Origin of the sequence: Pseudoalteromonas sp. SS15 (genome assembly GCF_049257195.1) — a bacterium.
Lineage (GTDB): Bacteria > Pseudomonadota > Gammaproteobacteria > Enterobacterales > Alteromonadaceae > Pseudoalteromonas.
The window spans coordinates 116,156-128,449 of record NZ_JBMMUD010000005.1 but is presented as its reverse complement, the minus strand read 5'-3'; the positions used below and the strand labels follow the sequence as shown (position 1 = coordinate 128,449).

The following is a 12,294-nucleotide window of genomic DNA, read 5'->3' as shown; positions in this document are numbered from 1 at the left end:
ACCACTTGAGGTCACAATTCAAAGTAGAATACACAGAATTTAGAAATAAAATTAAGGGAATCACCCATGAGAAGAGCCGTTATTACAGGTATCGGTATTGTATCGAGCATCGGCAACGACAAGAACGAAGTATTAGAGTCTTTAAAAGCGGGTAAAAGTGGCATCGTTTTCAATCAAGAATTCGCTGACTACAATCTTCGTAGTAATGTTTCAGGTAACATCGACATCGACGTTAAAGCACACGTAGACCGTAAAGCACACCGCTTCATGGGCGATGCTGCTGCATTCTCTTATATCTCAATGGCACAAGCGATTGAAGATTCAGGTCTATCTGAAGAGCAGGTGTCTAACGAGCGCACTGGCTTAATCGTTGGTTCAGGTGGTGGTTCTTCTAAATACCAAGTAGAAGCGGCTGATATTCTTCGTGAAAAAGGTGTTAAGCGTGTTGGTCCTTACATGGTTCCTCGTACTATGGCATCTACAGCGTCAGCATGTCTTGCAACGCCTTTCAAAATTAAAGGTGTTAACTACTCAATCAGCTCTGCTTGTGCAACATCAGCGCACTGTATTGGTAATGCGGTAGAGCAAATCCAACTTGGTAAGCAAGACGTTATCTTTGCAGGTGGTGGTGAAGAACTTCACTGGACACTGGCAATGGAGTTCGACGCAATGGGAGCGCTTTCAACAAAGTACAATGAAACGCCTGAAAAAGCATCTCGTACGTACGATGCAAACCGTGACGGTTTCGTGATCTCTGGTGGTGGCGGTATCGTTGTTGTAGAAGAATTAGAGCACGCACTTGCTCGTGGTGCACACATCTACGCTGAAATCGTAGGTTACGGCGCAACTTCTGATGGTTACGACATGGTTGCACCATCTGGTGAAGGCGCGGTTCGTTGTATGAAGCAAGCAATGGCAGGCGTTGAAGGTGACATCGATTACCTAAACACACACGGTACTTCTACACCAGTAGGTGACGTGAAAGAGCTTGGTGCAATTCAAGAGTTATTCGGCGAAAAGTCTCCAGCGATTAGTGCAACAAAAGCAATGACTGGCCATGCCCTTGGTGCTGCAGGTGTTCACGAAGCTATCTTCTCACTACTTATGCTTGAAAATAACTTCGTAGCGCCTTCGATCAACGTTGAAGAGCTAGATGAGCAAGCGCAAGGTCTAGACATTGTAACTGAGCGTCGTGACGTTGAGCTAAATACGGTTATGTCTAACAGCTTCGGCTTCGGCGGTACTAACGCAACGCTTGTGATGCAAAAGTACAAAGGCTAATACTTATTAGTTTTAAGTGTTACCAAGGATACAGCCCAGTCAATTGACTGGGCTTTTTTATGGGTGATGTTTTTGGTATTAAACACAAAAAAGCCCGCAAGATAGCGGGCTTTTGACGTGTAATTGTTAATTACATGACACGCATGCCTGGCTCTGAGCCTTCATCTGGATTCAGAATGTAAATTTCTTTACCACCCGGGCCCGCTGCTAGTACCATACCTTCTGACATACCGAAACGCATTTTACGTGGCTTAAGGTTAGCGACCATAACCGTTAGCTTGCCTTCGATGTCTTCCGGTGCGTAAGCTGACTTAATACCGGCAAATACTTGGCGTGTTTCACCGCCTAAATCTAACGTCAGTTTAAGCAGCTTTTCAGCGCCTTCAACGTGCTCAGCTTTAGCGATTTTTGCAACACGCAAGTCAACTTTAGCGAAATCGTTAAACTCGATTTCATCTGCAATAGGCTCTTTCGCAAGCGGGCTATTAGGGTCAATCTTTGGTTTATTCGCCGCTTCTAAGCTTTCTTTTGACTCTTCAACCATTTTGTTTACTTTATCCATTTCAACACGTTGCATTAGCGCTTTGAATTTACTAATCTCATGACCAACTAATGGTGTTTGTGCGCTTTCCCAAGTTAATTCTGTATTTAGGAAAGACTCAACGTTCGCAGCCATGACAGGAAGAACTGGTTTCAAGTAAGTCAGTAGCACTTTGAATAAGTTCAAACCAAGAGAGCATACTTGGTGTGCTTGTTCTTGTGTGTCTTCGTTTTTGATTAACACCCAAGGTGCTTGTGCGTCGATGAACTGGTTTGCTTTGTCAGCAAGAGTCATGATCTCACGGATCGCTCGGCTATATTCACGGTTCTCATAATGCTCAGCAACGGTGTCTGAGGCATTTTGGAACTCAGCTAATAGCTCAGGCTCCATGATCACGTCACTTAACTTGCCGTCAAACTTTTTAGTGATGAAACCAGCACAACGAGACGCGATGTTTACCACTTTACCAACCAAGTCTGAGTTCACACGTTGTGCGAAGTCTTCTAGATTTAAATCTAAGTCAGTGATGCCACTGTTTAGCTTAGCTGCGAAGTAGTAACGCAAGTATTCAGGGTTTAGGTGGTCTAAATAAGTACGCGCCTTAATGAAGGTGCCCTTAGATTTAGACATTTTTGCACCGTTTACGGTTACAAAGCCATGTGCAAATACATTAGTTGGCTTTCGGAAGTTCGCACCATCTAGCATTGCAGGCCAGAACAGACTGTGGAAGTAAATGATGTCTTTACCGATGAAATGATAAAGCTCTGCATCAGAACCTTCGCCCCAGAATGCATCAAAATCTAAGCCTGATTTGTCACATAGGTTTTTGAAGCTTGCCATGTAACCAATTGGTGCATCTAGCCATACATAGAAGTATTTACCTGGTGCACCTGGAATTTCAAAGCCAAAGTAAGGGGCATCACGGCTGATATCCCATTGCTGCAAACCCTCAGCAAACCACTCTTCTAGTTTGTTTGCCATTTCAGCTTGCAGACTACCTGAGTGTAGCCACTCTTTTAGCATGTCTTCAAAGGCTGGTAGGTCGAAGAAGTAGTGTTCAGAATCTTTTAATACTGGAATTGCACCAGACATCGCAGAACGAGGATCTTTTAGCTCGGTTGGGCTATATGTTGCGCCACAAGCATCACAGCTGTCACCGTTTTGATCTTCTGCGCCACACGTAGGGCAAGTACCCGTTACAAAGCGATCAGGTAAGAAAATTTCTTTTTCTGGGTCAAATAGCTGAGAAATAGTACGCTTCTTGATATGACCTTTGTCGTTCAAACGATTGTAGATCAATGCGCTTAGTTCTTTGTTCTCTTCACTGTGTGTGCTGTGGTAGTTGTCAAACTCAACACTGAAATCTGCGAAATCACGTTGACGCTCAACACTCACGTTTTTCACCATTTCTTCAGGTGTAATGCCTTGCTTTTGTGCATTCAGCATAATTGGCGTGCCGTGCGCGTCATCAGCACAGACGTAATAAGTTTCATGACCACGTAATTTTTGAAAACGTGACCAAATATCAGTTTGAATGTACTCAAGCATATGACCAAGGTGAGTTGGACCATTGGCATAAGGTAAAGCACTAGTGATGAGAATTTTTCTCTTGCTCATAAACGGTTCCATGAAATTTAAGTGATGTTGCTTAACTATTAAACAAACCACTAATTTGAGCCAAAATAAGGAACATTAAAGCCTTAGCTTAGCTGAATTGACTGGTTTTAATGGGTTGAATGTTACATAATTCCGAGGTCTTTTTCATCATTCGAGCACGTTTTATTTTTATGTTTGGACTCAATAAACTGTTTGGCAAACTTAACCCCGAAAAAACGGCGATTTTGACCGCATTATCTCAGTATAAAAGTGCGGTTTTTCCTTTTGGTATTGCCAATGACTGGGTAGAGAAAGTAGATAAAACGAATGATGGTTTTGAGGTGAACCTGAATTTACCCTTTGCAGCAAAAAATGCGCTATTAGATATTGAAGCTGAACTGCTTGAGAAAACACAGACAAAAATTAGTTTAAGTGCTGAAATTGCATTAACTGCGAAAGATAAATTCAAACAAATAAGACACATTGTCTTAGTGGCATCAGGTAAAGGTGGGGTAGGTAAGTCGACTTCTGCGGTGAACCTGGCTTATGCAATGGCTGCACAAGGAGCCAAAGTAGGCATCTTGGATGCTGATATCTATGGTCCGTCGATTCCATCTTTATTTGCTTTAGAAAACGAAAAGCCAACAACAAAAGACAATAAAACGCTGCAACCCATCATTAAAGATGGCATAAAAATGCAGTCTATTGGTTTTCTAGTACCAGCAGAAGATGCCACAGTGTGGCGAGGCCCTATGGCTTCTCAAGCACTTAACCAATTACTGAATGAAACAGACTGGGGCGAGCTGGATTATTTATTTGTTGATATGCCACCGGGCACAGGCGATATTCAGCTCACTATGACGCAAAAAGTGCCAGCCAGTGGTGCGGTGATTATTACTACGCCACAAGATCTGGCCCTTGCTGATGCACAAAAAGGCATCGCGATGTTCAATCAAGTGAACTTGCCCATACTGGGTCTGATTGAAAATATGAGCCACTACATTTGTCGCCATTGTGGTGGCAAAAACCACGTATTTGGTCAGCAAGGGGGAGAACGTTTGGCTAGTCGCCATGGCGTACCATTATTGGCTGAAATCCCTTTAGATATTGAGATCAGAACGCACTCAGAGCAAGGTCTTAATATTGCAAAACAGCCTATTAAGGCAACAGAACATTACACAGCATGCAGTCAACTTATTGCGAGTATGCTGCACTACCAATCAAGCACAGACTCACAAGTTGAGATTGTGATGACGGACGACTAAGAAATGAGATTATCTGATACCCATATTAAACAAGCCATTGCAGATCAAAAAATTATTATTGAGCCTTCACCGAGTGATGACATGATCTCAGGGATCACCCTTGATTTACGTTTAGGTAATAAGTTTCGTGTATTCCAAGATCATGGCGCGCCATATATCGATTTAAGTGGTCCAAAAGACAAACTAAACGATGCCATGGAATCAATCATGAGTGATGAAATTGAGCTGGGCGAAAATGAGCAGTTTTTTTTACACCCGGGTCAACTTGCTCTAGCGATGACTTATGAGTCTGTCACTTTACCAGCGGATTTAGTGGGGTGGTTAGATGGCCGTTCTTCTCTGGCACGTTTAGGGCTCATGGTGCATGTGACTGCACATCGAATCGATCCAGGCTGGTCTGGCAACATTGTGTTAGAGTTTTATAACTCAGGAAAGTTACCATTAGCGTTGCGTCCAAAAATGAAAATTGGGGCGTTAAGTTTTGAAACTATGACAAGTCCAGCTGAGCAGCCTTATAACGCTCGTAAAGATGCGAAATATAAGGGCCAGAATAGTGCGGTGGCTAGTCGCATCAGTGACGATAATTGTAATAATTAAATCAGTATTAAAGATTAAATTTATTTACATTTTTAACCTGGAAGTTCCCTAAAAAATCGACATACTTACTGTTTAAGCGGCAAGCTTAAATTCAAGGAGATGGTATGTCGATTTGGGCTTTGAGGTTTTCAGCAATCATTTTGCTACTTGTTTCTTCACAAGTAAGTGCAAAGGAATTTGATGTCTTCTATCTTGAAGATGTGCCCAACACACAAGTTTCTATTTTAGACGTTCTTCAAAACGACGCTCGCTTTGTTGTTCAAAGTACGAACACTTTATCTATCACTTCAGGACAAAAACATTGGTTCAAGATAGAGCCTAGTTTAATTTCGTTTCCCGACAGTTTTCATTGGGTGCTTCACACAGACCAATTACCGAAAGGTCAGTTGTCTTTCTATTGGGTTCAATCTGGCAAGTTAATCAGTAAATCGGTTTTCTCTCGTCTTAACAATAGCGCACCCGAATATAAGATTTTTCCGCACATAAGGCTAACTTCGCAAAATAGCGATGTAGCTATTTACATCGAAGCGGATAATCCAGATAACAAACAACTTAGTGTAAAGCTATCTACTGCAGAAGAGTTTGATAATTTAAAACAAACACGTCAGTTTTGGTACGGCACTGAGCTTGGTTTACTTTATTTTGTCGGCTTATTCATGTTCTTAATGGCTGCAACAAGCAAATATAAGTATCTCGCATATTTAGGTGGCTATTTCACCTTTATTGCATTGCAATATAGTGTGATCACTGGGGTTATTTATTTTTATCTCCCTGACTTAGCAGCCGATTATGTGTCATCTTTAACTGCTTCTTGGTTATTTTTTAGTGCTGCTGCATGCATCATGTTCAATGCTAAGTTTTTTGCATTGAAGCTGCATTATAAAAAAGCCTACAGAGTGGTTCAGACAACCGCGCGCTTTCTATTAGCTGCAGCCTGTTTTGTTTTAATTTTTCAATCATCTATATCAACAGCTGCACAAGTTGTGAGCTTTACAGCTTTGATAACCTGTATGCTGACGATTTATTACTTTGCATTTTTAAGTCAGCGACCTCTGATAAAGCTAATGTTTATCGCTTGGTTACCTGCATTACTCATTGAAATAGGTCGATTAGGTCTTGAATCTGGCACTATTGCTCAAAGTGATTTGGTTTGGCCCGTCAGAGTCTTGGTTTTTGTTCATGTCATTCTTATTTGCGTCGCCATTTATTTACTAGATAAGAAAAAACAGGATTCATTTTTATTTTATAGCTTACATGATAAAGATACAGGCTTGGCAAATCGTCAAGCGCTTCAGCAATTCCTGGATACTTTAGTCGCAAATAAGAAGAACCATACAGTTTTAGCATTTAGACCCATGATGTCGGATCAAATTAAGTTAAGCTTCGGTGTGGAGTATGCAAGTAGGCGCTTAAGGGTTTTGTTTAAGGAGCTTAAGTCACAAATTAACCCTTACCTTGAAAGTGAAAGCGACCAGCAATCACATCAAATTTATAAGCTCTCTGATGGCACTTTTGCACTCGTGTTGATTGGTGATCTCTCACTGAATCAAATCGAGCAATATGTTTGCGTTATAGCTGGTGTGTTTGAAGAAGGGGTTGAGCACAAAGGCTTTCAACTTTCAGATCAAATCAAAGTCGGGGTTGCACATTACCCCACCCATGCAATTAATGCTGAACTATTAGTGCAAAGAAGTTTATTGGCTTTGGCTGATAACCATTCATTTGGGGTCAACTGGCATATTTATGATCCAAGTATAGCGGCTATGGCTGAAAGGCGATTAAAGCTATCTGCATCGCTTCAGCATGCGATACAAAACAATGAGTTGTCACTGTTCTTACAGCCACAAGTATTGCTTTGCACCGGGCAAGTATATGGTGCTGAAGGCTTGTTACGCTGGCATCATCCAGACTTAGGGTTTGTTGCGCCCGATGAGTTCATACCCATAGCTGAAGCTTCAGGGCAAATTAATGTCTTAACTGAGTGGGTTATTACACAGGGGTTAAGTTATCAGAAAGAAATTGTTGAGCTATATCCAAACCACATGCTTTCTTTGAATATTTCTGGTAAAGACTTATCAAGAAAAGAGTTGATAGTGCAGCTAATTACACAGTTAAACGAGCTTTCACTAGACCCCTCGCAAATCATTTTGGAAATCACAGAATCTGTTGCGATTGCTGGTAAGGGTAAACTAAAAGAAACCATCGAAGATTATCGTCATTTAGGAGTGAAAATTGCGATTGATGATTATGGTACGGGTTACTCTTCACTTGCATATTTAAGTGAGCTTGGTTTTGATGAACTAAAAGTAGATAAACAATTTGTCATGGATATTGAAACCTCGAGTAAAAATCAAACAATCTGTAAGACGACGTGTGATATGGCGAGAAGTCTCGGATCTATGGTTGTTGCAGAAGGGGTTGAGAACTTAGCAAGTTACAATAAGCTTATGCATTATGGCTGTGACATAGCACAAGGTTACTTTATTTCGAAACCCATTAAGTTTGAAGATTATATGCAGTGGTTGAGCCAAGCTAATTTGGCTATTGATGTAAAGCAGCTCCTAGTGCGTTGAAATAACGATAAATACTAGTTTCTAGCTGCTCTCGAAGTGTTTTATCAGGGAACCCCCCTTGTTGGGCGAGCCTACTTTTTTTGACGCCAGACACTAAGTAGTGGTTTTTAATTTCAGAATGGTGGCCGATACAGGATTCAAACGCACGGGCTGTCATTTCTTGCGGCCGGCTGAAATAATTTTGTTGATAGGTTTTGTCGAGCATAATCGATTTTTTGAAGAAGGTGCTTTCTTGCTGACCCGTTTCATCTAAAAAGCAGTGTTTGTAAAAGTTTGAAAGTTCATCATTCAGTGGGTGGGGGTGGTAAGACGCTTCAGTAAGCCATTTCACAGAGGCAAAATCAAAATATTGACTGCTTGGGTATAAGAATTTACAGATGTAATGATCAAAGGCATGCCACCATTCATGAGCCAGTGCCCCTGCGCCAGCGTTTTTAGCCAAAGCGAGTATTTTCCCATTGCTGTCATAATGAGCTTGAACACCTTTTTGTCCGCCTGAACCAAAACTTAAACTGAGTGTTTTTCTTAAACCTATGACCTCGGGGGGAATATTCAATATTTGTGTTAAATCAGCAAGACTGTCGTAAATTAAATTAGCAGCAATAAAACGCTCCTCTTTAGTCACCCAAGCGCCGACCGTGATGGTTTTAAAGCCAAAAGTACGCTTAATATCCTCAAATAAAATTTGATCACCAAATCTATAATCTGGGCCCTGTCTATAAAAGTCACTCGTTAGCCTTGCCATAGTTATTCTTCAAAGTACCTTGCTTTAACATGTCCGGGCATAAATTTGGTTTGTTGTTCAATCATTCCATTAAGTAGGTGTAATAAAGGTTGATTGTCGCAACCGTCAACAATATTAATAAAGTGTCCAACGGCCTCTAAAGTTGAGAGACTGTAGCTTTGCTCTGCCTTACGGATACGGTATTGGTTCTCTGGTATAGTTGAAAAGCTGATTTTCTGTAATGTGTGCAGGCAAGGATTTAAAGCATAAATTTTATTGGTTTTCTTCCAAGTCCCATCAATAACCACCAAGTGAGTGAGCTTTGGCGCAAGTGCTGAGCAATTATATACATCAATAGTATCTTTGCCTGGATATAAAAGTGCAGTGCTTTCTTTAGGAAGATCATTGAGTACTGATGCGAAGTCATTTTCTGATTCACCAATAACAACTTGTATATCGCTTAATTGTAGCTGCAAAAGACGAACGGTATTTTTAGCCAAGTTTACTTCATCAGGGTGCTGCAAAACGACAATCTTGGTGCGATTATTTACTTTTTTAGTGACATAATCGCAGACACATGTTGTTACAGGATAATGACATTTTGTACAGTTTGATCGTTTCATTTTCGTTTTCAAGCTCGTAACCTAAGCTGATTTTATCATATTGAAGATTATCTTTTGCCAACATGCTGGTATTTTACTACATTATTGAAAGATATAACGAAAGAGAGCAGTTATGAATGTAACAATCAATGAAGATGCGCTGGCCGGGATGCAGGCTCTGCTAGGAGAGCAATTTGCTGATACGGTGGCGTTTTGCTGTAGCGAGTTTGAGAGACTCGAAAATGAACTGAGACTGGCATTGAACAATGATAAACAAGAAGCCATTCGCCATGCTCATAGCTTAAAGTCAAATGCGGCCCAATTTGGTGCGACTAGCCTTAGTAATCTTGCGCGTGCGATTGAACAGGGTCTTATTCAAGATGACTTAGCTAATATGGACGATAATATGGCGCGATTGTCGGCTCAAGTCTCTGGTTCAAAATCGCAATTATTACAATGGCTAGAAGTAAATTGCAGCTAGAATAAAATTCATTTCATTTATCTTATTTCCCTCTGGTTTTTGCCGTGTGCTTTAGGCTATGCTGGCTCTATTGGGGGGAAATATGTCAAAAATTACTAAAAGCAATAAATTACATGGCGTTTGCTATGACATTCGCGGCCCTGTTTTGCAACAAGCAAAGCAGATGGAAGATGATGGTTTAAAGGTTTTAAAGCTAAATGTAGGTAATCCGGCCTCATTTGGTTTTGATATGCCAGAAGATATGCACAGAGACATCATTCGAAATCTTTATGCCGCACAAGGTTACTGTGATTCAAAAGGGCTTTACTCTGCTCGAGTCGCTGTTTATCAACATTATCAGCAAAAGGAATTACCACATATTAGTGTAGATAACATTTACATTGGTAATGGGGTGAGCGAGCTTATACAGATGACCACACAAGCGCTGTTAAATTCGGGAGACGAAGTACTTATTCCAGCTCCTGATTATCCGCTTTGGACTGCATCTGTGAAGCTATCGGGTGGTAAGCCAGTGCATTACATGTGTGATGAAGAGCAAGACTGGTTCCCAGACATTGCTGATATTCGCGCTAAAATCACAGATAAAACTAAAGCGCTGGTGTTAATTAACCCAAATAACCCGACAGGGGCAGTTTACGACAAAGCATTATTAGAAGAGTTGGTTAAAGTCGCGCGAGAGCATAACCTGCTTATTTTGAGCGATGAGATTTACGAAAAGATACTTTACGATGGGGTAGAACACTTTTCTATTGCTGCATTATGTGACGACCTGCCTGTTATTACTTTCAATGGGTTAGCGAAAACTTATCGCGCTGCAGGCTTAAGAATGGGCTGGATGATCTTAAGCGGTAATATAGAGGCGATGAGCGACCTTATTACCGGTTTAGATATACTGGCTTCGATGCGTTTATGTGCTAACGTACCAGCGCAGTTTGCCATTCAGCAAGCCCTTGGTGGTGTACAATCTATCGATAATTTAATCGAGCCCGGCGGCCGTCTATACGAGCAAAGAAACATAGCCTACGAAGGGCTTAACGCCATTGATGGCATTAGCTGCGTGAAACCTAAAGGGGCGCTCTACGCCTTTGCGAAAATTGATGTAGAAAAATTTAATGTCACTAACGATGAAAAAATGATGCTGGACCTTCTAAAGCAAGAAAAAATATTACTTGTGCATGGCCGAGCTTTTAATTGGTATAAACCTGATCACTTTAGGTTGGTTTTCCTGCCTCATAAAGATGAATTGATACCTGCGATGGACAAAATGCAGCGTTTCTTTGCAAGTTATAAGCAGTAATATATTTTAAAACATAAAAAAAGCGCCAATGGGCGCTTTTTTTATGTTTATTTCATTTATAAAGGCGCAGGACCTGTGCTTTCCCGTACCACGATAGACGGTGTAAAGTTTGTAATAATGTCTTTTTCTTGCTTACGGCTGCTGCGGGCTTTACTAAACAGTAGACGAGCCGCATGTTCAGAGATCACGTTATTGGCCTGGTGAGCGGTGGTAAGTTTTGGCCAAGTTTGACGAGAGAAGGGTGAATCTTCGAACCCAGAAATAGATAGTTGCGCTGGAATTTCAATGTTCATCAAGCGAGCTGCAAATAATGCCCCCGCGGCAACTTCATCGTTACCACCTAAAATAGCGGTTACACCAAGCTTGTTGTTATCAGCCAAAAGGTGTTTTGCACCGTTGACGCCCGACTCGAAAGAGTAGTGACCTTCAAAAATCAGTGATTGATTAAAACTGATATTGTTATCGGCCAGTGCTTGTTGGTAACCCGCTAATCGTTCTGTTGTTGATTTGTGCTCTTTGTCACCTAACACGAATGCAATATTTTTGTGGCCGTGTTTAATAAGGTGCTCCGTAATTTCGTATGCTGCCGCGAAGTCATTCACTAAGATGCAGTTGTTTTTTCCTTCATTCTGTTCTTCACGACCAGATAGTAAGCGAACATACGGCATATTCATTTCATCAAGCATTTCGATGATATTTTGTTGTTCTGAAAGTGGGGGGGTTAGCACAAGACCTGCAAGGCGAGAGCGTTGGATCATAGTTTTGAACTCATCTTGCATTTGGTCGTCAGTACTACTACAAGGGTGAATAACCAACTCAAAACCTTCATCTCTACAACGCGAAAGTACACCATTTTGCATATCAATCACGTAATAAGCATTCGGGTTGTCATAAACAAGCGCAACCGCGAATGAAGAAGTACCAGCCAGATTTCGCGCTGCGATATTAGGTTGATAGTTCAATTCCTTGACGGCGTCCATAACGAGATCATAAGTCTTTTTACGTACAGAAGGTTCTTTGTTGATAACGCGAGATACGGTCTTCATAGACACGCCAGCTAGTTTGGCAACGTCATTAATAGTCACTTTCATAATTTATTATTCTTCAGCGTGAGAGAGCGAAACGGGCTCTTATTTCATTAAATGGTAATGATGATTAACTATTTTAACCAGGAAAGGAAATAAATAGCATCCTATCTGGAAATAAAAATTTGACTGATACCGGTGTCATTTTAAAAATAATCAGGTATTATCCACATTCTAAAATTGGAAATTAGCCAATTGACAGCGTTGTCATTTTAACTTATGGTTAACTCTGTCGAGTAAAATTAGTGCCGT

General features: G+C 41.0%; 10 protein-coding genes. 6 read left to right on the top strand and 4 right to left on the bottom strand.

Features of this window, described 5'->3' with window-relative positions:
* Window positions 1–66: 66 nt before the first annotated feature.
* A complete protein-coding gene (fabB, locus tag AAEU28_RS11780) occupies window positions 67–1,281 on the top strand; it encodes a beta-ketoacyl-ACP synthase I (protein WP_421964291.1) in 1,215 nt (404 codons plus the stop codon).
* Window positions 1,282–1,411: 130 nt separating this feature from the next.
* Here fabB and metG read toward each other — a convergent pair whose 3' ends face one another.
* Complete coding sequence (gene metG, locus AAEU28_RS11775) at window positions 1,412–3,439, bottom strand: methionine--tRNA ligase (protein ID WP_421964290.1); 2,028 nt, start codon at window positions 3,437–3,439, stop codon at window positions 1,412–1,414.
* A 170-nt stretch (window positions 3,440–3,609) separates the two neighbouring features.
* Between metG and apbC the strand changes: the two genes are divergently transcribed.
* The 3 genes from apbC to AAEU28_RS11760 all read left to right on the top strand — a co-directional run bounded on the left by apbC (window position 3,610) and on the right by AAEU28_RS11760 (window position 7,853).
* Window positions 3,610–4,683 (top strand): iron-sulfur cluster carrier protein ApbC, encoded by a 1,074-nt coding sequence (gene apbC / locus AAEU28_RS11770; protein ID WP_421964535.1) that lies wholly within the window; start codon window positions 3,610–3,612, stop codon window positions 4,681–4,683.
* 3 nt (window positions 4,684–4,686) lie between these two features.
* Complete coding sequence (gene dcd, locus AAEU28_RS11765; protein WP_058029501.1) at window positions 4,687–5,280, top strand: dCTP deaminase; 594 nt, start codon at window positions 4,687–4,689, stop codon at window positions 5,278–5,280.
* Window positions 5,281–5,384: 104 nt separating this feature from the next.
* Window positions 5,385–7,853, top strand: a complete 2,469-nt coding sequence (locus AAEU28_RS11760; RefSeq protein WP_421964289.1) for an EAL domain-containing protein — start codon at window positions 5,385–5,387, stop codon at window positions 7,851–7,853.
* Here the strand turns inward: AAEU28_RS11760 and AAEU28_RS11755 are convergent.
* Window positions 7,822–8,598 carry a CLCA_X family protein gene (locus tag AAEU28_RS11755; protein ID WP_421964288.1) on the bottom strand — a complete coding sequence of 259 codons (777 nt, stop codon included), beginning with the start codon at window positions 8,596–8,598 and terminating at the stop codon, window positions 7,822–7,824. The two genes, AAEU28_RS11760 and AAEU28_RS11755, sit on opposite strands and share 32 nt — an antisense overlap.
* Window positions 8,599–8,600: 2 nt before the next feature.
* Window positions 8,601–9,212: a tRNA-uridine aminocarboxypropyltransferase gene (locus tag AAEU28_RS11750; protein WP_421964287.1), complete on the bottom strand. Its 612-nt coding sequence runs from the start codon at window positions 9,210–9,212 to the stop codon at window positions 8,601–8,603.
* A gap of 100 nt (window positions 9,213–9,312) precedes the next feature.
* Here AAEU28_RS11750 and AAEU28_RS11745 point away from each other — a divergent pair, with 100 nt between their 5' ends.
* The gene (locus AAEU28_RS11745) at window positions 9,313–9,660 is read left to right on the top strand and encodes an Hpt domain-containing protein (RefSeq protein ID WP_421964286.1); all 348 of its coding nucleotides are present in this window, start codon (window positions 9,313–9,315) and stop codon (window positions 9,658–9,660) included.
* Window positions 9,661–9,742: 82 nt separating this feature from the next.
* Window positions 9,743–10,957, top strand: a complete 1,215-nt coding sequence (locus AAEU28_RS11740; RefSeq protein WP_421964285.1) for a pyridoxal phosphate-dependent aminotransferase — start codon at window positions 9,743–9,745, stop codon at window positions 10,955–10,957.
* 56 nt (window positions 10,958–11,013) lie between these two features.
* Here AAEU28_RS11740 and AAEU28_RS11735 read toward each other — a convergent pair whose 3' ends face one another.
* Complete coding sequence (locus AAEU28_RS11735; RefSeq protein ID WP_421964284.1) at window positions 11,014–12,048, bottom strand: LacI family DNA-binding transcriptional regulator; 1,035 nt, start codon at window positions 12,046–12,048, stop codon at window positions 11,014–11,016.
* Window positions 12,049–12,294 lie beyond the last annotated feature (246 nt).